Below are 21,787 nucleotides of genomic sequence, written 5' to 3'. Positions count from 1 at the left end.
CGACGGCCCCGAGTGGGTTGCCGTTCGCAGGCGGCAGAGTAGCCTCCGCGTGTACCAGACAAGATCGGAGGACCGAGTCGTGCCCAACCCGAACACCGATGTTAGCCTTGGCGTGCAAGCCGTTGCCCTTGCCGGAGGGGCTGCGGCCGCGGGCATCATCGCGCTGTGCCTGGAGCTCGTCCAAGCTGGCGTGCTGCCCGCTGCTGCCGCCGGGCGGATTCGCGACATCATGGTCGACGACATTGGCCGCTTGGGCACCGACGCCGAACGAAGCATCAAGCGCGACATCTCGGCAGCAATCCGAAGGGGGTTCGATTGGACAGCGCCGACGCAGGAGTGAGCTTATAGCCCTAAGGTAGAACGCCGACGCTTTCTGCTCCGGCGCACATAAGAGGGCGCTGCCCTCCGAAGGCAGAGGCCGGGTCATGCGGCAATGGTCGTCATGGAACATAATGTGTGCTCGATCGGATACAGATCGGGCCGTAAGACATGGCGAGACAAGCCAGTGCCCTTCTCAACCGCCAACACAAATCGACCGGGTAGTGCGCTGCCCCGTCGGACCAATTGCCATATGTTGGGAGGCGTGCAGCCGCAGATCTCAGCAAGCCGGCCCTGACTGCCGGCGAGCGAAATAGCGGCGAGTAACGCGAGATGCGGATCTGTTTGCTGCGATGAACGATGCTGGTGCATAGGTTCCTATACCAACGACAAAATCAAATTGTCCATAGAAAGCTATGCGAGGCATGATAGATAGAGATAGGCTCCGTGACGAGATGCAATCCCTGGGGCTTTCCCAGGCATCGCTAGCGGCTCATGCGGGGGTAAGCCCCGCTGCAATCCAGCAAATATTAAATGGATCTACAAAACAGCCGCGGTCAATTCGTAATATTGCTGAAGCTCTTGGAGTACGAGTGGATTGGTTAGAAGGCCTATCAGACCATAAATATCGCGAGTTCGTTTTAGACGATCACGATGAAGATCTTCAGCCGATTACTATTTCCTACTTCGATCGTGAGCTGGAGGTTTTGTCTGGTCCGGATAATACTCCCATTCCGCATAGACGCGTTTTACTCGGTAAATCTTGGTACAATGCCATCACTGCGGGAAAAGATGGAAGCTACCTAATGTATAAAGTAGCTTCTAGCGTAATGGCGCCTACAATCATGATTGGAGATGATGTACTGGTTTCAGTGTCCGAGCATTTTGATAATGATAATGGGTCTGTATGGTTATTCTATTACGGAGATAAATATTTAATTCAGCGGATACAAAGGCGACCTACTGGCACTCTACAAATTTCTGGGGATAACCCAACTACGCCCGTAGTCGAGGTGGCAACGGATGAAATTGGGCTAATCGGAAAAGTCATATGGCAGGGGCGTCGGCTAACGCATAGTTAGATATGGACAAGCTATGCGCTTCGTCGTACTCCCGAGCAACCAGCCGATCGCCCCCGGGCCGAAGACGCTGTCGCAGGTCGGTACAGCACGCTCCTATAGGAAGCCTCTGCCGCACTCCTGCGTCCTCGCAGGAGAACGCACGTGGCAACGCAGCTCAAACACATCGATTTTACATACACTCCGGCACCGGCTCCACGCCCGAACATCCGCGTCGCCTTTATCGCAGGTGAGGCAACCACCGCGATTCACGACGCGATGGCGAAGCTGCCAGCGGACATCCGCGACGGCGCGCTAGGTGACCTGGTTTGGGACCAGGGAGTCGCAGCGGACGTCGAGCTGATTCAGAGCATGACCTGTTCGCTGATCGAAACTGCGCGCGAGTTGCTCTCCCCGCACATGTACACAGCGTTCCTCCGGTGGGGCGAGACCGCGGCGCACCTATCGTCCTTCTATGGGAGTGACGAGGAAGGCGAGGTGCGCTGCCGCGCGAGCGGAGACGCTCTCCGAGCCGTGGCCACCGTCCCGGCCGAGAACGCGCACGACATGATGTTCCGGGCGTTGCTTACGGGCCTGGAGGCAGGTGACTGTTCGTGTTTCGGCCCGTTCGAGGTCGAAACCTCGGAACACGTCTACCCGCTTGAGGTTCTCTCCAAGGGCTTGGGTGATGACCTCGCGTCGCTGTCGCCGATCGCCGACGCATTCGAACAGTTGAGCAAACGGGCGTGGGCGCTTTCAAGCTCGAAATCTTCGTTCTCTGTCCCGATCGGCGGCGCGATCACCAGCGCTTTCAGCTTTGCGCGCGGCGAGGACGATCCGCAGAACGCGGCACTCAAGCCCGTGGTGATGGACGGCTACGATCCTTTCATGCGCGGCCCGCTTATTCAATGGCAGCGGGCGTACGACAGCTACTACGAGATCAAAGCGCAAGCCGATGGGTATCACAAGGACGTCGTGCTGCCCGCTGACGCGCGCTTCAAGGCGGTCAGGGATAAGTGGCCGACAGACTACGACTTCACGAGTGATGCGGGCGCGCAGGCCGAGTGCGACGCAGTCGATTACACGGAGATCGAAGCGCACTGCGACGGGCTGTGGGATCAGCTGCACGATGCGAAGGTCAGGCTATACCTCATACCGGCACCAAGCGCGGCGGAACTGGCAATCAAGCTCAAGCTGTTTGTCGAAGACCGCGACAGTGATCTGACGTCTCGCAACGAGATCCTCGAGCAGATGATGTTCGACGCACGCCGCTTCGGGCGGCATGGCACCTATCTGCAGACGGACGGAGCGCTGCTTGCGGCGTACGCTGGCTTGCGGGCAAGCGCAGCCGACTGGTTCGTTCAGGGCGCACACAACGACGAGCGCGACGACGCCAAGGACGCTGCGGTGCAACAGCTTGAGGAGGCGGTCTGGAAGAATCGAGCAACGACCCTTGAGGGCGTTCTCGCTCGTCTCCGGGTGACCTTTCAGCACATCAGCGGTGAAGCTTGGTCCGATCGCGCGGTTCTCGACCCGACGCATGCCGAGTTCCGCGCCGGATTGGCCAATGCCGGAGGTAACGATCAAATGCTGTGGTCGGCGATCGAGGACCTCGCGCGCATCGCCGGTGTCAGCCTCGCGGAGCAGGGAGCATGATCGGCCTCGTAGAGTCCTGTGGCGACATCTGTACACTGTCGGACATCAAGGCCGTCCAGCATCGCTACCAGACGCCCAGGCATGCAGAGCACTACCTCCTGCAGCTTCATTCAGGTGGGGAACCAGTGAAGCTGTTCTCATGTGACTATGCGGACCTGCAGGCGCGACCTGTTCAACTCATGCCGGCAGAACCCGGGACCCGCCTTATCACCGTGTTCGGCGGGCTATCTGAGGACGAGAAGCCGATCGTAGACAAGGCGCCGATCATTGCATGGGCGTTGTGCGTCGACGGCCAGGTCCGCCCGGTCACGCCCGCGGGTGTTAGTCGCGGGTTCAATCCTGCCAGCTCAACCAACTGGTATCCCGAATACCTGGAGATGCCCAACGGCGCGATCCATCAGTTCGGGTACGACGCAGAGTCCGAGGACTTCGTGAGCGTCGCCATGGTCATCGAGCGCGAGACCCGTCGCCAGCGCAACTACGAGACCGAACGTAAAGCGCGGGCTGCTGCTCGGGCTGAGGAGGCAAACTCGTGACGCCCGATCAAGCGTCGGCTCTGACGGGCGGGCATGGGATGTCGCACACGCCGACGTTCTTCAAGATCTGGATGCCCTACCTGTACCAGCGCATCGGCGTTGCCGGTCGCAAGCACGCATATCTGCCGCTCAACCGTGACTACGTGCCGCTTGGGTTTCGCCGGCAGGACGGCTTCGTCAATTACGACAAGACCGCGCTAAGGCATGCCGTGTACTTCAGCCGCGATCCGTCCGCGCTGAAGGACGTCTGGTGGAACCAGCGCGACGGAAGCCTCTGGCTTTACGACGACAGCACGCAGAGCCGGCTCGACTATTTCGAGCGTCTCGAGCGGCTGATGACTCGCAAGATGGAGATGGTAGCATGACTTGCGCATCCTGCCGGTTCTGGGATCGCTACGCCGACAGCGACATCTCGAAGAAGTTCGGCGACTGCCGGTATAACCCGCCGCGCATCAGCGAGACATTGCTCGCGCGGATGCTGCCGGGCCTAAGCGTGCCGCTCGCCGAGTACGACGACATCGAGCGCGATATCTACGTCGCCAGCGCCTTCCCGGTCACGCACCAGGAAAGCGAGTGCGGCCGATGGGATGGGAGGGTTCCGACATGCTGACGAACCGATCGGCGAACTCGTGCGCGTCGTGCCGCCACTGGCGTCGCATGGGACCGAGGCTTGCCAATGCCCAGCGCGATCCGTCGGCCGCTGCCGACGAGGGAACGTGCGAGCGCCGAGCACCAAGCGTCGTCCAGGGTAACGCACCATTCCCAGTGTCGCTGTTTCCCGTGACCCACGAGAGCCGCAGCTGCGGCGAGTGGGTCGCGCTATTAGTCAGTGGCGGCGGACCAGATGGTGGCGAGCACGCGCAACAATCTGCCGCAAACGTCACACCGTTTCGACGGATCGCCAAATGACGGCCCGCTACTTTTTGAAGTCCGACATGGTCACAACAATCTCTTTAGCCTTGGGGCCGGCGATTCGCTGCCGTATCAACACGGCCCTGCGCAGCGAGACCTCCACTTGGTCAGCAGAACTGTTGCGCATGAGCGCGGCGAAATGCCGTGCCGCTGCATTGGAAAAACGACCACGGATGAGCGTCACGATCGGTAGAAAAACCTCGGGCGCGCTATCGTCAATGAATTCTAGTTCAAAACTTCCGTCATCTTTGATCATAAATCGGAGATCCCACCCATGCCGTAGCCTGTCTCATTTCGGGACCGGCAGGGTCAATATGGTCTTCCTGCTTTTTTCAGTTCCGTCCGCGCGGCGGCGAGCAATCTGTTTGCTACGATGTCGCAGTCGGCCAGCTATCAATCGGTCCTGCCGGATGAGCCCGCTAGCCATACCCATATCAGCTTACACAAGGCGCGAGATGCCGGCTGTGGAGACCGCAAATGGCTAACCCTATGCCGGCCAACTACGATCGCCTGATCATGCTCGAGGTCGTCGAGAACATCGTCGGCCTCAAGCGCACCCGGATCTACAAGCTGATCCGCGAAAGCGACTTCCCGGCGCCGTATAAGCCTGGCGGTACGGGATCGCGGTGGAGTGAGGCTGAGGTTCTCGCGTGGGTAGAGCGGATTAAGGAAGCGCGGGCGGCGTGAAACCGAAGAGCCATACGCCGTTGCAGCCCTCTGGACCGCGCAAGGCTACAATGAAGTCGTGATGCCGATCGAAGTGGACGGAGCAATCAGGCCGTGATCACCCCGGCAACAGACGGCGCGCATATCAAGCAGCCGCGCCGGGCTTCGCAGCAGCCGAAATCCGTTCGATTTCCGCGACGTTGAACTGCTCGAGAAACTCGCACGCATCGGCAAGCGCTCGCGCTGCTCGCTCGATCGCCTTACGGGACAATGCTCCCATCCTGATCTCCGCGTGATGTTCGTTACCCTCAATCGGGGCGTGAGCAACGGTCATGCCCTGGTCAACAACGGCTTGAATTCGGTGGGCGACCAATGCGACCGCTCGGTCCATGGCGGGGTAGCGTCCAGTGGCCGTCAAACCTGACCGAAGCAGAGATTCCTCCAAGTCGACAGAAACGGTTCCGTCGCGACCTGGCTTGAATGCTGCGGAGGAGACACGATAGCCGTTCGTCCTGTCCGCCGCCGCGCTAATCTGCTGAGGCGCCTGAACCTCGCGCAAGGCACGGAGTTGCGGCTGCAGAACCGTGATCAAAGCAGCCGGCATGTTCCGTCAGGCGCTCAAATGCCGATCATTCACTAGGGCAGCCCACTGGACGAGTAGCTGGACAGCTTGGCTGCCATCAGCTTCAAGTTCCAGCCCAGTTAGGCGATTGTGCATCCACGCCGAGTAGGTGTCGTCCGAATAAAAATACATTTCGAACCGATACTCTGGTGAATACCATTCAGCTTGAAGGCTGCCATCGGCAATCGGCACGACGGTCGGCGTCGCCACGCCATCCAAATCACGCAGGCTGTGCGCAAGAATGCTGGCAGACTTTGCGATCAGGTTGCCAGATGGCGCCGCCGAATCGTGACCGTCCCAGCCATCCCGCAGGGCCCGTATTTTCGAGAACTGCTCGCGAAGATCTTGGCGGGTCGACGGTTGAAGACCGACCACAACCCGAGGATCGATCGGGCGCAGCGAGTTGTGCGGTGTCTGGACGCATTCCGCAGGCTCCCAAGGTGCGAGCCTTATGGAGTTCTCGTGCGCCCCTGCAGGCGTGGCAGACAGAGCCGCAAACCCAATCACGTTCGCCGTGCGGTAAAGAGACTGCATGTGCATAATCGTTATTTAGCCAGCGCGAGGGGATTTACGACCCTCTTAAATATTTCGAGGCCCGCCCGGTGGGCAACGTCGAACCCCTGATCCACGACGGCCCATCCTCCCGACAAATCAAAGTTTGCCGTCGTCTCGAGCGTCATCATGTGCGATCCTGACGGTGATAACGCCGGCCCCGACGCGGTCGATCGCACAAACCCACCGATGCCGCCCGTTAGCGGTTCGACCCATGTGCAATCGATGCTGGTGACAGGAAATCGTATCTCTGGATTGATGATAGTGAAAATATCAGCCGCTGGCGCCCCTGCCACGATACCATTTTCCCCGACCATGAAGGCATCGGTGTAAACGATTTCACCAACCTGAGGGGAAATCTCAATGCCGCGGGCCAATACCCAACCCTGCACACGCTCGAGATACTCACGGAAAAGCGCATATAATGCATCAAAGCCCGGATAATCCGAGGGCTCGCTAAGGTCTGAGACCCTTGCCCAGCCAAACGAAAATCGGTCGCTTTGGAACATCATGTGCCGTGAAGGATCGGCAGCGGTAAATGAAAGTCGGGGCAGAGCCCCAACTTGAATACTCTCGACTCGAACTTGAAACGGGTCAGCTGTCATAGGGGCTGCGCGGCTAATCTGCCGAAACACAGGGTAATCTTCGCGGAATAGTGCGTACAAGTCGGCGAGGTCGATGATCGATAAAAAATCGAGCGATGGGGAGAACGAGGCTGTCAGCAGCAGCTGGACTACTGGGGCCTTTTCTGCGGATAGCTCTGCCATCGCTTCTTTCATATTCAACCGGTGGGCGGTGTCAATTGCACACCAGTGCCAATCAAACCGTTAACAGAGTCCTTGCTCCCACGCATTACTCCGCCGTTCCGATCTGATCGATCGCGTCAAGACGATCTCGGCGTCGCCCCTTCGGCGACGTGTCAGCCCACCGGATCGGCTGGCCGAGATGCGCCTCGGGGGCGCTGAGGTCGGCCGCGATAATCTCCGCCCACTCGCACGCCAGCTCGCGCCGCCGGGGCATGTAGGCAGCCCGGTTATAGGCGCCCTCGACCTTATCCTTCGGAACGTGCGCGAGCATGAGATCAATAATCGCGCGATCCGGCGACGCGCCCTTGTGCCCCGCCTCGCGCCACTCGCGATCGGCGCGCTCATTCATCACTGTCGAGAACGCTGCACGGAAGCCGTGGGGCACGTGGCGAGCATGGTACCCTGCCCGCTTGAGCAGCGCGTTCAGCGTGTTCTCTGACATCGGCCGGTGCGCATGACGCTCGCCGGGGAAGATGATCGGCAGGTCGCCCGACAGCCGCCGAACCACGCGCAACAGGTCGACCGCTTCGGGCGCGAGCGGGACGAGATGGTCGCCAGCCTTGTCCGCCTTACGATCCTCGTCGCCCTTCATGCGCGCCGCAGCGATCCGCCAGAGGGCCGCCGGCGCGGGAGCGTTAGGCTTTGCCCAGTCGATGCCCTCAATCTCGTCCCAGCGAGCTCCGTGAACCTCGTTCGGCCGGACCGCCGTCAACGCCAGGAATCGGAGCGCGAACTTTGTCAGCGCACGGCAGCGCTCGTTATCACAGTCCACCAGCACAGAGCGGACAGCGGCGATCCGCTCGTCCTGTTCCTCAATGCCATCGATTATCGAGGGCTGCTTCGTCGCGCGGGGTTTCTTCTTCAGCGCCTTGCCCAAGCTTGCCGCTGGGTCGGTATCGCAGAGACCGGCCGCGATACCGTACACATAGATAGACGATACCCGCTGGCGGAGGTGGTGAGCCGTTTCGATCGCGCCGCGGTGCTCGACCTTGTTCAGCACCTCAAGCAGCTTCGGCGCAAGGACCAGCCGAATGGGCAGGTCGCCGATCGCGGGAAAGATGTCTTTCTCCAGGCTTTCGATTACGTCGGCCGCGTGGACGGTCGACCAGTTAGGCTTGCGCAGCGTATGCCAGCGGCGCGCCACAATCTCGAACGTGTTGCCGTCAGCAAACGCACGAGCCTTAGCGCTGATCTTGCGCTCGAGGGCAGGATCTCGTCCGTCTGCGAGCATGGCCTTAGCCTCGTCGCGCTTCCGCCTGGCATCGTTGAGGGTCAGCGCAGGGTATGAGCCGAGCGACAGCGTCTTCTGGGGCATGCGACCGCCGGGCTTGGTCGGCTCGCCGTACGAATAATTCATCCGCCAATGACGGCCGCCGGCTGGCGTGACGTAGAGATAAAGCTGTCCGGAATCGCCCAGCTTGTAAGCGGTGTCCCTCGCCTTCGCGGCTTTGACCTTGGCATCGTTGAGCATGATGGCGAACCATACCATACATTGCGAAGTTCATACCATACGAGGTGCCATACCGATGTGCGGACGCTAGCGCACAGCAGCGAACAACCAATCACCCAAAAACGGCGCAAATCTGCCAAAAACTGGCCCCGGAGGCCGGCAAAGAACAGCAAAATATGGAGTGTTGGCGGAGCGGGTGGGATTCGAACCCACGATACGCTTTTGACGTATACTCACTTTCCAGGCGAGCGCCTTCGACCACTCGGCCACCGCTCCGCATTGCTCTGGAAGGGGGTCTGCTAGTGCGGGTTTCGCGTGTGCGCAAGCGATTGCGTGCGGTGATGCACTCGGGCAGTCTTCGGGGATGTTGAATCTCCTTCTTGCCGCCGCGCTCGCGCAGGCCGTTGCTGCACCAGCCCCGGCCGCCGCGACACTTCCCTCGGATCCGTTGCCGGCTGACTGGAAGGCGGTGCCGGACGACGAACTACTCGTGTTTACGCTGGCCAACGGGCATCGCTTCACGGTGCGGCTGGCGCCGCGATACGCGCCCGTTCACGTCGCCAACATCCGCCGGCTCGCCGCCGCGCATTGGTGGGATGCGGGGACCAGCGTCTACCGGGTGCAGGATAATTACGTCGCGCAATGGGGCGATGCGACCGAGAAGAAGCCGCTTGTCGCTGGCGTCGTTGCCAATCCGCCGGCGGAATACTCGCACGCCGGGCCGACCACCGTGGCGCGGTTGGCGCAGCGCGATCCCTATGCCGAATGGGCGGGGTATAGCCGCGACGGGTGGCCGCTGGCGGGCAACGGTGCCACCGAGTGGGTGCCGCATTGCTATGGGATGGTGGGCGTCGCGCGTGATCTGGCGCCGAGCACGGGGAGTGGCGCGGAGCTGTATACCGTGATCGGGCATTCGCCGCGTGCGCTCGACCGGAACATCGCGGTGGTCGGACGCGTGATCGACGGGGTCGAGTGGCTGTCGTCGCTGCCGCGCGGGACGGGAGACCTGGGGTTCTACAAGACCGAGGGGGAGCGTAGCCCGATCGTGTCCGCTCGCCTTGCAAGCGACCTGCCCGCCGCCGAGCGCCCGCATTTCCAGTATCGCGGGGCGGACAATGTGCGGTTTACCGTCTGGATCGCGTCGCGGGAGAATCGGGCGGGGCCGTTCTTCACGGTACCGGCGGGCGGCGCGGACATCTGCGCCGCGCTGCCACCGGTGCGTAAAGCGCCCTAGCGGATGACGGGCGGCTTGCCGAACAGGCCTGCGTTATAGTCTTCGATCGCCTGCACGATCTCTTCGCGCGTGTTCATGACGAACGGGCCGTGTGAGACAACGGGCTCGCCGATCGGGTCGGCGTGGCCGTAGAGGATCGTCGCGGGAGTTTCGGTTTCGACGGTGATCGTGTCGCCATCGCTGCCGAACGTGGCGAGATGATGCGGCTTGATCGGTGTGCCGTTCGCCGAGGGCGCGCCGGCGACGACGTAGAAGAAGACCGCGCGACCACTGGGGGCTGGCAGGTCGATCTTGGCGCCGGCTTCGAGTTCGACGGTCATCATCGCCACACCGGTCAGTGATTCGATCGGGCCGCGATCATCGCCGAAGCTGCCCGAGATCAGGTTCACGGTGCCACCTTCGACCGGGATGGCGGGAATGTCCTCGCGCTGGAGGCCGGTATAGGCGGGCTTGGCCATTTTGAGCCGGCCGGGGAGGTTGACCCAGAGTTGCAGGATCTCCAGCGGACCGCCGTCGCGCTTGAACGAGGCGGGTGAGATTTCGGCGTGGATCAGGCCCGAGCCTGCGGTCATCCACTGGACGCCGCCCGCGCGGATGACGCTTTCGTGGCCACCGCTGTCGAGATGCGCCATCTCGCCTTCGAGGATGAAGCTGACCGTCTCGAACCCGCAGTGCGGATGCGGGCCGAACGGGAGGCCGTTGTTGCCGGGGCGATAGGTCTGCGGACCGTGATGGTTGAGGAACAGGAACGGATCGACCTGCGACAGGCCGGGCCCCGGCAGCGGGCGTCGGGTCACCAGGTCGGCGATGTCGTCGCGCTGGGCGGGATACTGGTTGAGAACGTGGCGCATGTCAGGACGCCTCGCGGTCGGCAGCGGTCGGGCGCGCGATGTCTGCGAGCAGGTCATCTACGCCGCCTTTCAGGAAGTCGAGGGTGCGCTGATCGGTGAGGCGACCATCGACGATCTTCTCGTGCACGGCGCCGACGACGGCTTGCGGACGCAGGACGGTGCGGGCGCCGATCGACGCCAGCGTCTCGTTGAGTTGCGCGTGCGCACGCGCGCCGCCTACCGCACCGGGTGACGAGGTTAGCGTGAAGACCGGCTTGCCCGTGAGCGTCGCCTTGCCGTGCGGGCGTGAGGCCCAGTCGAGCGCGTTCTTCAGGACGCCGGACATGCCGTGATTATATTCGGGGGAGGCGATGACGATCCCGTCGGCGCCGCCGATTGCCGCACGCAGGGCTGCGACGGCGGCGGGGGGCGTGTCGGTGTCGGCGTCTTGGTCGTAGAGCGGGACGTCGTTCAGCGCGAAGACCGTGAGTTCAGCCTTGTCGGCAATCGCTTTGCCAAGCGTGGTCAGGATCGCCGTATTGTACGAGCCGCGGCGCAGGCTGCCTGAGATAGCGAGCAGGACGGGAAGAGCCATGGGAATTCCTTTAGTTGAAGCGGTAGCCGGAGATTGCGGTTTGCAGCACGCGCTCGCTGTAGACCTGCGTACCGGGGTGATCGGAGGCGCCGGCAGCGACCATTAGCGGCAGGAGATGCTCCTCGCGGGGGTGCGAGAGGCGGCCGGCGGGGGCTTCGGCCCAGCCGGCTAGTGCTGCCGTCCGGGCGGTCGGTTCGGACTCGACTGCGGCGGTCAGCCATTGGTCGAAGGCTTCGGACGGCGCGGTGAAACGCGGGTCGCCGTAGCCGCGCATGTTGTGGAAGCTCATGCCCGAGCCGATGATCAGGACGCCTTCGTCGCGTAAGGGGGCGAGTGCGCGGCCGGCAGCGGCGTGCAAAGCAGGGTCGAGATCGCGGTCGACGGACATCTCGACGACCGGGATGTCGGCGTCGGGGAACGCGACCTTCATCGGGATGAAGACGCCGTGGTCGAGGCCGCGGGTTGGGTCCACGGTGGCGGTCTGGCCGGCTTCGCCGAGCAGGCCGGCGGCGCGGGTGGCCAAGGCAGGATCGCCGGGCGCGTCGTAGCGCAACTCGTAGGTATGCGCGGGGAAGCCGCCGTAATCGTAGATCAGCGGCGGCGTTGCGGCGCCGGTGAACGCGAAGCCGCGCGTTTCCCAGTGGCCGGAGACGACGAGGATCGCCTTGGGCTTTTCGGGCAGCGAGGCGGCGATTGACCGGAGGTACGCGGCCATGCCGGTCCAGTTGCCGGCGGGGTCGTCCATGAAGAAACAGGGCCCGCCACCGTGCGGGATGAAGAGGCTTGGCTGGCGGGTGTGTGTCATGGTTTCGAGGTAGGCGGCGGTGGCGGCAATCGGAAGGCCGCGAATGGCAACGCTGCGTTGCCGGTTGGCTTGGCGGTCAGGTCCAGTAGAGGATCCGAGCCTCCGGGAGCTTGGCGGCGATCTCGTCCTGGAAGAAGCTGCGGAGCGCGCGCATCGTTTCGGCGTCGTAGACGTATTTCACAGAGCCGAACTTTGTGCGTTTCTCGGTGCGGTTGGCCATGCTGAGGTCGAGCGACGAGCCTGGGTACCAGGTTTCAAGTACTGCCTTCGATCCGGGAGTGTAGCGGTGGGTGATCAGCTCGATCGTCACGTCGGGTATGTCGGCGAGCACCCTGCCCGCCTCCGTCAGCAAGTCGCCATACGCTTCGCGCCAGCCTTCGGCGGCGATGATCGGGGCGATCGTCAGGCCGATCTTGTAGCCGGCGTCCGCCATTCTGCGCAGCGCCACCAGCCGCGCGGCGACGGTGCTCGTGCCGCCTTCGAAGCGCGCATAGGCGGCGGGGTTGATCGAGGCGCGCATGCGGGTGCGGCCGCGGTGGTCAAGCGTCAGCAATGGCTCGACCGCGTCGAACTTGGTGGTGAAGCGCAACTGCACGTCCGCCTCCCACGCGCCGAAATGTGCGATCAGCGCCGACAGAGATCCGGTGACGTGCTCGATGCCGAGCGGGTCGGTATAGCAGGAGGCCTCGAACGTCGTGCCCTCATGCGCGCGGGCGGTCGAGCGCGAGGTTATGGTGCCCTGGCCGAGATGCGCGGGGAGTTCGGCGAGGATCTCGGGCAGGTTCGCGTAGACGCGCGTGATCGGCGGGCCTTTGAGCGAGCCGGCGAGGTAGCAATAGCCGCAATGCGCGGGGCAGCCCTCGGCGAGATCGATCCGCCAGTCCGCGCTGGGGGCGATCGGCTGGAGCTTGCGCTTCGAGGGTGGCGCGACGACCAGGGCGAGCGTCGCCTTGGCTTCCGCGTAGGCGCGGCGGGAGTCGTCGGGGAAGTCGAGTTTGAGGCGGTCGCTCGGCAGCGTCGTGACGGGTACGCCGAGTGCGGTAGCCCGGGCGGCAATCTCGGCACCGTGTTCCCAAGTCAACGCGGACGGGGTCGCCAGCAGGCGGCGGGGTTGCCAGAGTTTTTGGGAGCGCATCGGGGGACAACGCCGGCCATCACCGATGCGTTGCCGCTATTTGACGGGGCGTTTCTCAAGCTTACGCGCTAGCGTGCGGCGGTGCATGCCGAGGCGACGGGCGGTCTCGGAGATGTTGAAGTCGGTTTCGGCCAACGTCGTGTGGATACGCTCCCATTCGAGCGTCTTGATCGAGGTCGGGCGCTCGGAGAGTTCGGTGTCGACGCTGCCCTCGGTGCGGTCGAACGCGGCTTCGATGTCGTCGGTGTTCGAGGGTTTGACGAGGTAGTGCGAGGCACCGAGCTTGATCGCCTCGACCGCGGTGGCGATGCTGGCGAAGCCGGTGAGGACGACGACGAGGATCTCGGGGTCGTGCGCGTGGAGGGTCTGGACGCAGACCAGGCCTGAGGCGCCGCCCAGCTTCAGGTCGACAACGGCATAACGGGGCGTGCGTTCGGCAAGTTGCTCGACGAGTTCCTCGTGGCTGGCGGCCTGCATCACCTCGTAGCCGCGGCGTTCGAACGAGCGGCGGAGCGTGCGGGCGAAGGTCTCGTCGTCCTCGACGATGGCGAGAAGTTTCGGCTCGGTCATGGCGTCCGTCACGGTGTTTGTCATGACAGGGCGATCGCGGAGAGGGGCATGCGGATCGTGACTTCGGCGCCGCCGCCTTCGCAGTTTACGACGGATACGCCACCACCGAGCTTGCGCATGACGTTGACCGCGAGGAACAGGCCGAGGCCGTGGCCAGGTTCGCGCTTGCTCGACTGATAGGGTTTGCCGAAGCTGGCGAGGCGTTCGTCGCTGAAGCCGGGGCCGCGGTCGCGGACGATCAGCGCGAGGTCGCCGTCGGTGCGTTCGCCGCGGAAGGCGACCCAGTGCGGCGAGGCTTCGGCGGCATTGTCGAGCACGTTGGCGATCACCTGTTTGAGCGCGGGGTCGGACACGACCTGGGGATCGTCGCCGACTCGCGTGGTATAGTCGAAATCGACCGACGGGTGCACCGCGCGCCACTCGTCGACGATCCCGTCGAGGAGCTGGTGGAGCGGCATGATCTCGGGGGCCTCGCCGCGCGCTTCGCCGGCTGACAGGAGGATGCCGGTGACGATCGCCTTGCAGCGCTGGACCTCTGATTGCATCTCGACGATCTCGGCCTGGAGGTCGGCGTCCTGTGCGAGCGTCGGCATGCGGCGCCAGTCGGCGAGGATGACCGCGATCGATGCCAAGGGCGTGCCGAGTTCGTGCGCGGCGCCGGACGCGAGCAGGCCCATGCGGACGATGTGATCCTCCTCCGCGGCCTGTTGGCGAAGGTCGGCTAGGCGCGTGTCGCGCGCGCGCAGGTTCCCGGTGATGCGGTTCATGAAGAGCATGAGCAGCGTCGCGATCAGCATGAAGCAGAGCAGCGAGCCTATCGTGTAGAGCAGGAAATATTCGCCGCTGTAATCGGGGGGCAGGATCAGCGGGCGGTAATAGAGCGTGAGCACGCCGAAACACGCCGCCGTGACGGCGACGATCGCCCAGCTGGACCAGCGATCGAGCAGCACCGCGCCGAGCACGACGTGGAGCAGATAGAGCGAGATGAACGGGTTGGTCGCGCCGCCGGCGAGATAGAGCTGCGTGGTGAGCAGGCCGACGTCGAACAGCAGCGCGAGCAGGAGCTGGATGTTCGCGCCCTTGCGCCAGCCGTAGAGCGGCATGCTGACGAGGTTGAGGCCGACACCCGCCGCCAGCGCCGCGAGCATCGGCACCATCGGCAGGTCAAAGCCGAGCGCGAACCGGGCGAACAATATCGTGACGAACTGGCCGGCGACGGCGATCCAGCGCAGCGTGACGAGCTGGCGCATGTTGGCGTTGCCGGTCGCATCGGTGCGGGCTGTGGCGAGCGCGAGCCAGCGCTGCCAGCTCTGTCGTGCAACCCCCTGCCCCGCCATTGACGACGTCATGTGTCTATCGCCCCCCGCCGCTTGCGGGCATCCTGCCGCACGAACACGACGAACGCGCCGATCGTCATCGCGGCGAGCGCGAACCAGGTCAGCATGTAGACGAGGTGGTTGTTGGGGAAGGCGATGATCGTCAGGCCGCCGACCGGTGCGGCGGTGCCGGACTTGTTCGCGTCGACAAAATAGGGAGCGACGTTCGACAGGCCGCGCGCCTTGGCGATCGCGGCGACGTCGCGCGAATACCATTTGCCGGCGGCGGGGTCGTTGTGGCGCAGGAAGCCGCCACCGGGCTCGGTGATGCGGAGATAGCCGGTGATCGTGACCGGGCCGGTCGGCTTGGTATGCGCGACGCGCTGCTCGGGCGAGACGTAGCCGCGGTTGACGAGGACGGTGAAGCCTCGGGCAGTCCGCAGGGGGGTCACGACCCAATAGCCGCTGCCGAGTGCGGTGGCGGCGCGCACGAGCGTCTCCCGCGAATTATCGAGGGTGCCGTCGAGGCGGATGCGGCGATAGGCGTCCGTGGTGGCGGTGATCGCGTTCCAGGAGGCTGGCCCCGGCGGGGCGACCGGCGCGGCGTGAGAGCGCGCCGCGACCTGTTCGATCAGGTTGAGCTTCCAGGCACGACGCTCGACCTGCCAGATGCCGAGCGCCATGAACCCGGCGAACAGCAGCAGCGCGACCAGGCCTGCGACATAGACGGCAGGACTCGGTCGCGCACCCCGCGTGCTCACATGTCCGCCGCGGCCTGCATCGGCATCATGTTCGTGTTCATGTGGTACATCACCCAGATCGATCCGCTGAGCGTGATGACGACGAGGATGATCGTGAAGATCAGCGCCATCATCGTCCAGCCGCCCTCCGACTTGCCGCTCATGTGCAGGAAGTAGATCATGTGGACGACGATCTGCGCGACCGCGAACACCATCACGACGAGGGCTGCGGTCGACGGATCCTTGAACGCGCCGGTCATGACGGCCCAGAACGGGATCGCGGTCAGGATGACCGAGAGGAAGAACCCCTTCAGGTAGCTGCCGCGCGTGCCGTGAGCAGCGTGGTCGTGATCCGCATGCGCGTCATGCGTGTTGGCGTGGGGGTCGCTCATCGTAGGGTGCCCATCAGATAGACGAAGGTGAAGACGCCGATCCAGATGACGTCGAGGAAATGCCAGAACATGCTGAGGCACATCAGGCGGCGCTTGTTCGCCGCGATAAGCCCGTGCTTCTGGACCTGGACCATCAGCGTAACGAGCCAGATCAGGCCCATCGTGACGTGGAGGCCGTGGGTGCCGACGAGCGTGAAGAACGACGACAGGAACGCGCTGCGGGTCGGGCCCGCACCCTCATGGATGAGGGTGGCAAACTCGTACATTTCGATCGACAGGAACGCGAGGCCGAACAGGCCGGTGAAGACCAGCCACATCTGCATGACGCGCTGGCGACCTTCCTCCATCGACAGCATCGCGAAGCCGTAGGTGATCGACGAGAACAGCAGCATGGCGGTGTTCACCGCCACCAGCGGCAGCTCGAAGATCTCCTTCGGGCTGGGGCCGCCGGCATAGCTGTTGCCGAGCACGGCATAAGCCGCGAACAGCACCGCGAAGATGAGGCAATCGCTCATCAGGTACATCCAGAAGCCCAGCATCGTGCTGCCGCCTTCCGGATGTTCGTGCTCGTCGATGTCGTAGAACGAGACCGGCCCGGTTGAGCCTTGGCGGGTCTCGTTCAGGCCATCCTTCATGGGTATTGCGGACATCGCGTCAGGCTCCCTGGGTCGCGAGCTGGCGGGTGCGCGCGTCCTCGCTGGCGATCACGTCCTCGACCGGGATGTGGAAGTCGCGCTTGTAGTTGAAGGTGTGGAAGATCGTCGTCGCGAAGATGCCGACCAAGGTGAGGCCTGCGAGCCACCAGATGTACCAGATCATCGCGAACCCGAACGCCACGCTGAGACCGGCGAGCACGACGCCCGTGCCGGTGCCGCTCGGCATGTGGATCGCCTTGAAGCCGGAGACCGGACGGACCGCCTTGCGCTCCTTCATGTCGTACCAGGCGTCCAGGTCGTGGACGATCGGCGTGAACGCGAAGTTGTACTCCGGCGGCGGCGACGAGGTCGACCACTCCAGCGTGCGGCCGTTCCACGGATCGCCGGTCAGATCGGCAAGCTTCTCGCGGTTCCGGATGCTGACGAAGATCTGCATCAGGAAGGCACCGATACCGGCGGCGATCATGGCTGCACCGAAAGCGGCGATGATGAACCAGATCTGCAGGTTCGGATCGTCGAAATAGCGCATCCGGCGGGTCACGCCCATCAGGCCGAGCACGTAGAGCGGCATGAAGGCGAAGTAGAAGCCGGGGACCCAGCACCAGAACGAGATCTTGCCCCAGGTCTCATCCAGCTTGAAGCCGAACGCCTTCGGGAACCAGTAGTTGATGCCGGCGAACATGCCGAACAGCGTCCCGCCGATGATCACGTTATGGAAATGCGCGACCAGGAACAGCGAGTTGTGCAGCACGAAGTCGGCTGGCGGCACGGCAAGAAGCACGCCGGTCATGCCGCCGATCGTGAAGGTCACCATGAAGGCGATCGTCCACATCATCGGCAGTTCGAACCGGATCCGGCCCTTGTACATCGTGAACAGCCAGTTGAAGATCTTGGCCCCTGTCGGGATCGAGATGATCATCGTGGTGATGCCGAAGAACGAGTTCACGCTCGCGCCCGACCCCATCGTGAAGAAGTGGTGCAGCCAGACGAGATAGGCGAGGATCGTGATGACGAGCGTCGCGTAGACCATCGAGCTGTAGCCGAAGAGGCGCTTGCCCGAGAAGGTCGAGGTGACTTCCGAAAACACGCCGAATGCCGGCAGGATCAGGATGTAGACCTCGGGGTGACCCCAGATCCAGATCAGGTTGACGTACATCATCGGGTTGCCGCCCGAGTCGTTCGTGAAGAATGCGGTACCGATATAGCGGTCGAGCGACAGCATCGCGAGCACTGCGGTCAGCACCGGGAAGGCGGCAACGACGAGGACGTTCGTGCACAAGGCGGTCCAGGTGAAGATCGGCATCTTCATCATGGTCATGCCGGGCGCGCGCATCTTGACGATGGTCGCGATCAGATTGACGCCGGACAGCAAGGTTCCGATGCCGGCGATCTGCAAGGCCCAGATATAGTAATCGACACCGACGTCTGGCGAATACGCCAGTCCCGAGAGGGGCGGCATCGCGAGCCAACCGGTCCGCGCGAACTCACCGATGAACAGCGACATCATGACGATCACGGCACCCGCCGCGGTCATCCAGAAGCTGAAATTGTTGAGGAACGGGAACGACACGTCGCGCGCACCGATCTGGAGCGGGACGACATAGTTCATCAGGCCCGTGACCAGCGGCATCGCCACGAAGAAGATCATGATCACGCCGTGCGCGGTGAAGACCTGGTCATAGTGATGCGCGGTCAGGTACCCTTCGGACCCGTTGAACGCCATCGCCTGCTGCGCGCGCATCATGATCGCGTCGGAGAACCCGCGCAGCAGCATGACGATCGCCAGGATGATGTACATGATGCCGATCTTCTTGTGATCGACGCTGGTGAACCACTGGTTCCACAGATAGCCCCAGACCTTGAAGTAGGTCAGCGCGGCGACGAGCCCGAGCCCGCCGATCGCCACCATACCAAAGGTGGCGACGACGATCGGTTCGTGCAGCGGCAGCGACTCCAGGGTCAGGCGGCCGAAGATTGTCTTCAACAGAGTGTCGTTCATGATGGTTTCTCTAGCCGTTCGCGACGGGGCGCGTGCCCGGCTGTGTGGAGGGGGTCAGCATGGTGTGATTACGGTTCGATACCGATCCGGGCGCGCTGTTGGCGCCGTCCCGTTTTATATCGGCGGGTGCGGTCCAATGTTCGCCGCTGCCCTTTTCATCGGCGTCCTTCAGCAACGCGCCCTTGACGCGCTCGGAGGCCTCTTGCGGGCCCTTGCCGCCGTTGACGCCCGGCATCGCCATGCCGGCATGCGAGTCCCCCCCGCCTTTGCCGCCATGCATCATCTGCGACATGCAGATTTTGCCCGGCTGGACGCACTGCTCGACGATCGCCGTGAAGATCTTCGGCTCGACCGCATTGTAATAGCGGACCGGGACCTTCTCGCTCGGCTTCTCCAGCTGGAGATAGCTGGCGCGGTTCAGACCGCCCGCCCCGATCGCGCCACCGCTCTGCCGGACCCGGTTGACCCAGGCATCGAAGCCCGCGTCGCTGACGCCGTGGAAGCGGAAGCGCATCCCCGAGAAACCCGCGCCGCTATAGTGCGACGAGAAGCCCTCGTAATTGCCGGGCTTGTTGATGACCGCGTTCAGCGTCGTCTGCATGCCGGGCATCGTATAGATCATGCCGGCCAGCGCAGGGATGTAGAACGCATTCATCACCGATGACGAGGTCATCTGGAAGCGGATCGGGCGATCGACCGGTGCAGCCAGTTCGTTGACCGTGGCGATGCCGTATTCCGGATAGATGAACAGCCACTTCCAATCGAGCGCGACGACCTGCACCTCGAGCGGCTTGCCGACGCCGTTCGCCAGCTGCTGCTTGTCGACCAGATTGCCGACCGGCACGTTGTTCGCGAGCGTCGGCGCGTCGGGCTTGATCCGGCCGAGGGGACGGTACGGATCGAGCAGATGCGTGCTGGTCCACGTCAACGCGCCGAGCGCGATGATGATCAGCAGCGGGATGCCCCAGATCAACAACTCGAGGCCAACCGAGTGATCCCAGTTGGGCTCATACTTGGCGGCCTTGTTCGACTGGCGATAGCGGAACGCGAAGAACAGCGTCAGGCAGATCACCGGAACGATGATCAGCAGCATCAGCCCGGTCGAGATCAGCACGAGGTCGCGCTGCTGCACTGCGATATCGCCGGACGGCGACATCACGACCCAGTCGCAGCCGCTGGTGAGCAGCGCAAGCGGCAGCACGGCCAGCCATTTTTTTGCGCGGGAAACGGTTTTCTCAACGATCATGCTGGTCCCCTACGCCTCGGTTGCGCCGCACTACAGTGGACAATTTGTCCAATGGGCGCTGCACTGCAACATCGGCATGGCTTTATCATCACGAAGGGTAGCATAGATTGCCCCTGCCCGCATCCGCCCGAACAGCGTATGATGGGCCAGCGCCCTGCAGAGCGAGTTGAAGAATGAGTGCTAACACGATCCCCGAGACGAGCTTCGAAGCCGATGCTCGCAGTATCCACAGCGACGGCGAGCACGTCACGCCCGGCGTGATCGCGATCGGCGTGGTGATCGGCCGCACCTCGGAATTTTTCGACTTCTTCGTCTACGCGATCGCCTCGGTGCTCGTGTTCCCGACCCTCGTCTTCCCGTATGTCGACCGGTTGCAGGGCACGCTCTATTCATTCGCGGTATTCGCGCTGGCGTTCATCGCCCGCCCGATCGGCTCGATCATCTTCATCGCGGTCGATCGTGCCTATGGCCGCAGCGTCAAGCTGACGATCTCGCTGTTCCTGCTTGGTACCTCGACTGTCGCGATGGGGTTTATCCCCGGCTATGATTCGGTCGGCAACTGGTCGGTCGCGATCCTCGCGTTGCTCCGCATCGGCCAGGGCATCGCGCTCGGCGGTGCCTGGGACGGTCTGGCGTCGCTCCTCTCGCTCAATTCGCCCGAGAAGCACCGCGGCTGGTACGCGATGCTGCCGCAGCTTGGTGCGCCGATCGGCCTGCTGGTCGCGAGCGGGTTGTTCGCATTCTTCGTCGCTGCGCTGCCGACCGAGGATTTCTTCGCCTGGGGCTGGCGCTATCCGTTCTTCGTGGCGTTCGCGATCAACGTCGTCGCGCTGTTCGCGCGCCTTCGCCTAGTGGTGACGCCCGAGTTCGAAGAGATGTACGCAAAGCGCGAGCTCGAGCCGGCACCGGTGGTCGAGACCGTGCAGTCGCAGTGGAAGGCTATCTGGCTCGGCTCGTTCGTGCCGCTCGCGAGCTTCGCGCTGTTCCACATGGTTACCGTGTTCCCGCTGTCGTGGGTCGTATTGTTCACGCGTGAGGCCCCTGCGCGCTTCCTGGTGGTCGAGGTGATCGGCGCCATCATCGGGATCGGCGCGATGCTGGTGTCGGGTCTGCTCGCGGACCGGTTCGGGCGTCGCACGATGCTCGGCACGATCGCGGTGCTGATCGCGCTGTTCGCGATCGCCGCACCGTCGCTGCTCGATGGCGGCGACGTCGGCGAGCGGATGTTCATGGGAATCGGCTTCCTGCTGTTCGGGCTGTCGTTCGGTCAGTCCTCGGGCGCGATCGCCTCGAGCCTGTCGCCGCAGCATCGGTATACGGGTTCGGCGCTGACGACCGATCTGGCGTGGCTGTTCGGTGCAGGGTTCGCGCCGCTGGCGGCGTTGCTGCTGACGAGCAAGCTGGGGCTCGCGGCCAGTGGCGCGTATCTGTTCTCGGGCGCGGTATTCACGCTGATCGCGCTGGGGCTGAACAAGGAACTGGCGAAGCGCAACATCGCGCGTTGAGGTTTGGGGGGCCTCTCCCCCTTACCGACACCACCCCGGCGTAGGCCGGGGCCCAATTGGCAAGGCCGCAGTAACGGCGCGCCGTCCGTAGTTAGCACCGTCCCCCAACTGGGCCCCGGCCTTCGCCGGGGTGGTAGTGATTGGGATATCTCTGAGCCCCTCCAAAACCATCGCCCCTCCAAAACCAT

26 protein-coding genes, 1 tRNA gene and 1 pseudogene are annotated in these 21,787 nt (G+C 63.3%); 10 read left to right on the top strand and 18 right to left on the bottom strand.

The genetic code is table 11. From position 1 onward, the window contains the following. Nucleotides 1-79: 79 nt before the first annotated feature. On the top strand, nt 80-340 hold the full coding sequence (locus U1763_RS17405; RefSeq protein ID WP_332756183.1) for a hypothetical protein: 261 nt from the start codon (nt 80-82) through the stop codon (nt 338-340). Nucleotides 341-423: 83 nt separating this feature from the next. Here the strand turns inward: U1763_RS17405 and U1763_RS21120 are convergent, their stop codons facing one another. Continuing rightward, nucleotides 424-690, bottom strand: coding sequence for a YdaS family helix-turn-helix protein (locus U1763_RS21120; RefSeq protein ID WP_443026933.1), 267 nt, complete (start codon nt 688-690; stop codon nt 424-426). A gap of 44 nt (nt 691-734) precedes the next feature. On the opposite strand from U1763_RS21120, the pseudogene U1763_RS21115 reads away from it, so the two are divergent. The 6 genes and pseudogenes from U1763_RS21115 to U1763_RS17380 form a co-directional block, all read left to right on the top strand. Then, a pseudogene (locus tag U1763_RS21115) lies at nt 735-911 on the top strand (helix-turn-helix domain-containing protein); the annotation flags it as partial. After that, complete coding sequence (locus U1763_RS17400) at nt 912-1,400, top strand: S24 family peptidase (RefSeq protein ID WP_332756182.1); 489 nt, start codon at nt 912-914, stop codon at nt 1,398-1,400. It begins immediately after the preceding pseudogene. Nucleotides 1,401-1,541: 141 nt separating this feature from the next. Continuing rightward, the gene (locus U1763_RS17395) at nt 1,542-3,032 is read left to right on the top strand and encodes a hypothetical protein (protein ID WP_332756181.1); all 1,491 of its coding nucleotides are present in this window, start codon (nt 1,542-1,544) and stop codon (nt 3,030-3,032) included. Then, the gene (locus tag U1763_RS17390; RefSeq protein WP_332756180.1) at nt 3,029-3,568 is read left to right on the top strand and encodes a hypothetical protein; all 540 of its coding nucleotides are present in this window, start codon (nt 3,029-3,031) and stop codon (nt 3,566-3,568) included. Before U1763_RS17395 ends, U1763_RS17390 begins: the two co-directional genes overlap by 4 nt. Next, the gene (locus U1763_RS17385; protein WP_332756179.1) at nt 3,565-3,933 is read left to right on the top strand and encodes a hypothetical protein; all 369 of its coding nucleotides are present in this window, start codon (nt 3,565-3,567) and stop codon (nt 3,931-3,933) included. The genes U1763_RS17390 and U1763_RS17385 overlap by 4 nt, the downstream gene beginning before the upstream one ends. After that, nucleotides 3,930-4,178 (top strand): hypothetical protein, encoded by a 249-nt coding sequence (locus tag U1763_RS17380; protein ID WP_332756178.1) that lies wholly within the window; start codon nt 3,930-3,932, stop codon nt 4,176-4,178. The genes U1763_RS17385 and U1763_RS17380 overlap by 4 nt, the downstream gene beginning before the upstream one ends. Before the next feature lie 306 nt (nt 4,179-4,484). Here U1763_RS17380 and U1763_RS17375 read toward each other — a convergent pair whose 3' ends face one another. Then, nucleotides 4,485-4,736 (bottom strand): hypothetical protein, encoded by a 252-nt coding sequence (locus U1763_RS17375; protein ID WP_332756177.1) that lies wholly within the window; start codon nt 4,734-4,736, stop codon nt 4,485-4,487. 221 nt (nt 4,737-4,957) lie between these two features. Here U1763_RS17375 and U1763_RS17370 point away from each other — a divergent pair, with 221 nt between their 5' ends. After that, nucleotides 4,958-5,167, top strand: a complete 210-nt coding sequence (locus U1763_RS17370; RefSeq protein ID WP_332756176.1) for a helix-turn-helix transcriptional regulator — start codon at nt 4,958-4,960, stop codon at nt 5,165-5,167. A 124-nt stretch (nt 5,168-5,291) separates the two neighbouring features. On the opposite strand, the gene U1763_RS17365 is transcribed toward U1763_RS17370, so the two are convergent. The 5 genes from U1763_RS17365 to U1763_RS17345 form a co-directional block, all read right to left on the bottom strand. Continuing rightward, complete coding sequence (locus U1763_RS17365) at nt 5,292-5,738, bottom strand: hypothetical protein (RefSeq protein ID WP_332756175.1); 447 nt, start codon at nt 5,736-5,738, stop codon at nt 5,292-5,294. 18 nt (nt 5,739-5,756) lie between these two features. Further along, entirely contained in the window at nt 5,757-6,302 is a 546-nt protein-coding gene (locus U1763_RS17360) for a hypothetical protein (RefSeq protein ID WP_332756174.1), read from the bottom strand. 11 nt (nt 6,303-6,313) lie between these two features. Next, a complete protein-coding gene (locus tag U1763_RS17355; protein ID WP_332756173.1) occupies nt 6,314-7,099 on the bottom strand; it encodes a hypothetical protein in 786 nt (261 codons plus the stop codon). Between the two features lie 73 nt (nt 7,100-7,172). After that, a complete protein-coding gene (locus U1763_RS17350; protein WP_332756172.1) occupies nt 7,173-8,597 on the bottom strand; it encodes a tyrosine-type recombinase/integrase in 1,425 nt (474 codons plus the stop codon). A 164-nt stretch (nt 8,598-8,761) separates the two neighbouring features. Next, nucleotides 8,762-8,852, bottom strand: a tRNA-Ser gene (locus tag U1763_RS17345). Between the two features lie 88 nt (nt 8,853-8,940). Between U1763_RS17345 and U1763_RS17340 the strand changes: the two genes are divergently transcribed. Then, nucleotides 8,941-9,810 (top strand): peptidylprolyl isomerase, encoded by an 870-nt coding sequence (locus U1763_RS17340; RefSeq protein WP_332756171.1) that lies wholly within the window; start codon nt 8,941-8,943, stop codon nt 9,808-9,810. On the opposite strand, the gene U1763_RS17335 is transcribed toward U1763_RS17340, so the two are convergent. The 11 genes from U1763_RS17335 to U1763_RS17285 form a co-directional block, all read right to left on the bottom strand. After that, the gene (locus tag U1763_RS17335) at nt 9,807-10,661 is read right to left on the bottom strand and encodes a pirin family protein (RefSeq protein WP_332756170.1); all 855 of its coding nucleotides are present in this window, start codon (nt 10,659-10,661) and stop codon (nt 9,807-9,809) included. The two genes, U1763_RS17340 and U1763_RS17335, sit on opposite strands and share 4 nt — an antisense overlap. Nucleotide 10,662: 1 nt before the next feature. Beyond that, complete coding sequence (locus tag U1763_RS17330; protein ID WP_332756169.1) at nt 10,663-11,235, bottom strand: NADPH-dependent FMN reductase; 573 nt, start codon at nt 11,233-11,235, stop codon at nt 10,663-10,665. A gap of 10 nt (nt 11,236-11,245) precedes the next feature. After that, on the bottom strand, nt 11,246-12,040 hold the full coding sequence (locus U1763_RS17325; protein WP_332756168.1) for a DODA-type extradiol aromatic ring-opening family dioxygenase: 795 nt from the start codon (nt 12,038-12,040) through the stop codon (nt 11,246-11,248). A gap of 76 nt (nt 12,041-12,116) precedes the next feature. Beyond that, the gene (locus U1763_RS17320) at nt 12,117-13,175 is read right to left on the bottom strand and encodes a spore photoproduct lyase family protein (protein WP_332756167.1); all 1,059 of its coding nucleotides are present in this window, start codon (nt 13,173-13,175) and stop codon (nt 12,117-12,119) included. A gap of 36 nt (nt 13,176-13,211) precedes the next feature. Then, nucleotides 13,212-13,745 (bottom strand): response regulator transcription factor, encoded by a 534-nt coding sequence (locus tag U1763_RS17315; RefSeq protein ID WP_056490014.1) that lies wholly within the window; start codon nt 13,743-13,745, stop codon nt 13,212-13,214. A gap of 20 nt (nt 13,746-13,765) precedes the next feature. Beyond that, complete coding sequence (locus U1763_RS17310; protein ID WP_443026932.1) at nt 13,766-15,094, bottom strand: ATP-binding protein; 1,329 nt, start codon at nt 15,092-15,094, stop codon at nt 13,766-13,768. Continuing rightward, nucleotides 15,091-15,822: an SURF1 family protein gene (locus U1763_RS17305; protein WP_332756166.1), complete on the bottom strand. Its 732-nt coding sequence runs from the start codon at nt 15,820-15,822 to the stop codon at nt 15,091-15,093. The genes U1763_RS17310 and U1763_RS17305 overlap by 4 nt, the downstream gene beginning before the upstream one ends. Continuing rightward, nucleotides 15,819-16,193, bottom strand: coding sequence for a cytochrome o ubiquinol oxidase subunit IV (gene cyoD, locus U1763_RS17300; protein ID WP_332756165.1), 375 nt, complete (start codon nt 16,191-16,193; stop codon nt 15,819-15,821). Before cyoD ends, U1763_RS17305 begins: the two co-directional genes overlap by 4 nt. Next, on the bottom strand, nt 16,190-16,828 hold the full coding sequence (gene cyoC, locus U1763_RS17295) for a cytochrome o ubiquinol oxidase subunit III (protein ID WP_332756255.1): 639 nt from the start codon (nt 16,826-16,828) through the stop codon (nt 16,190-16,192). Before cyoC ends, cyoD begins: the two co-directional genes overlap by 4 nt. A 19-nt stretch (nt 16,829-16,847) precedes the next feature. Next, on the bottom strand, nt 16,848-18,848 hold the full coding sequence (gene cyoB / locus U1763_RS17290) for a cytochrome o ubiquinol oxidase subunit I (protein WP_132734562.1): 2,001 nt from the start codon (nt 18,846-18,848) through the stop codon (nt 16,848-16,850). Between the two features lie 10 nt (nt 18,849-18,858). Then, complete coding sequence (locus tag U1763_RS17285; protein WP_332756164.1) at nt 18,859-20,094, bottom strand: ubiquinol oxidase subunit II; 1,236 nt, start codon at nt 20,092-20,094, stop codon at nt 18,859-18,861. Between the two features lie 173 nt (nt 20,095-20,267). On the opposite strand from U1763_RS17285, the gene U1763_RS17280 reads away from it, so the two are divergent. After that, the gene (locus U1763_RS17280) at nt 20,268-21,599 is read left to right on the top strand and encodes an MFS transporter (protein ID WP_132734566.1); all 1,332 of its coding nucleotides are present in this window, start codon (nt 20,268-20,270) and stop codon (nt 21,597-21,599) included. Nucleotides 21,600-21,787: the final 188 nt, after the last annotated feature.

Origin of the sequence: Sphingomonas sorbitolis (assembly GCF_036663875.1) — a bacterium.
Lineage (GTDB): Bacteria > Pseudomonadota > Alphaproteobacteria > Sphingomonadales > Sphingomonadaceae > Sphingomonas.
Note: the sequence above shows the minus strand (reverse complement) of the source record. Positions and strands in the feature narration are given on the sequence as shown.

Coding starts and splice junctions, on each gene's coding strand:
- cyoD (WP_332756165.1), bottom strand. CDS start 16,193: ATGAGCGACCCCCACGCCAACACGCATGACGCGCATGCGGATCACGAC.
- U1763_RS17325 (WP_332756168.1), bottom strand. CDS start 12,040: ATGACACACACCCGCCAGCCAAGCCTCTTCATCCCGCACGGTGGCGGG.
- U1763_RS17335 (WP_332756170.1), bottom strand. CDS start 10,661: ATGCGCCACGTTCTCAACCAGTATCCCGCCCAGCGCGACGACATCGCC.
- U1763_RS17390 (WP_332756180.1), top strand. CDS start 3,029: ATGATCGGCCTCGTAGAGTCCTGTGGCGACATCTGTACACTGTCGGAC.
- U1763_RS17370 (WP_332756176.1), top strand. CDS start 4,958: ATGGCTAACCCTATGCCGGCCAACTACGATCGCCTGATCATGCTCGAG.
- U1763_RS17330 (WP_332756169.1), bottom strand. CDS start 11,235: ATGGCTCTTCCCGTCCTGCTCGCTATCTCAGGCAGCCTGCGCCGCGGC.
- U1763_RS17320 (WP_332756167.1), bottom strand. CDS start 13,175: ATGCGCTCCCAAAAACTCTGGCAACCCCGCCGCCTGCTGGCGACCCCG.
- U1763_RS17340 (WP_332756171.1), top strand. CDS start 8,941: ATGTTGAATCTCCTTCTTGCCGCCGCGCTCGCGCAGGCCGTTGCTGCA.
- cyoB (WP_132734562.1), bottom strand. CDS start 18,848: ATGAACGACACTCTGTTGAAGACAATCTTCGGCCGCCTGACCCTGGAG.
- U1763_RS17285 (WP_332756164.1), bottom strand. CDS start 20,094: ATGATCGTTGAGAAAACCGTTTCCCGCGCAAAAAAATGGCTGGCCGTG.
- U1763_RS17355 (WP_332756173.1), bottom strand. CDS start 7,099: ATGAAAGAAGCGATGGCAGAGCTATCCGCAGAAAAGGCCCCAGTAGTC.
- U1763_RS17375 (WP_332756177.1), bottom strand. CDS start 4,736: ATGATCAAAGATGACGGAAGTTTTGAACTAGAATTCATTGACGATAGC.
- U1763_RS21120 (WP_443026933.1), bottom strand. CDS start 690: ATGCACCAGCATCGTTCATCGCAGCAAACAGATCCGCATCTCGCGTTA.
- U1763_RS17315 (WP_056490014.1), bottom strand. CDS start 13,745: ATGACCGAGCCGAAACTTCTCGCCATCGTCGAGGACGACGAGACCTTC.
- cyoC (WP_332756255.1), bottom strand. CDS start 16,828: ATGAAGGATGGCCTGAACGAGACCCGCCAAGGCTCAACCGGGCCGGTC.
- U1763_RS17350 (WP_332756172.1), bottom strand. CDS start 8,597: ATGCTCAACGATGCCAAGGTCAAAGCCGCGAAGGCGAGGGACACCGCT.
- U1763_RS17380 (WP_332756178.1), top strand. CDS start 3,930: ATGACTTGCGCATCCTGCCGGTTCTGGGATCGCTACGCCGACAGCGAC.
- U1763_RS17280 (WP_132734566.1), top strand. CDS start 20,268: ATGAGTGCTAACACGATCCCCGAGACGAGCTTCGAAGCCGATGCTCGC.
- U1763_RS17360 (WP_332756174.1), bottom strand. CDS start 6,302: ATGCAGTCTCTTTACCGCACGGCGAACGTGATTGGGTTTGCGGCTCTG.
- U1763_RS17310 (WP_443026932.1), bottom strand. CDS start 15,094: ATGACGTCGTCAATGGCGGGGCAGGGGGTTGCACGACAGAGCTGGCAG.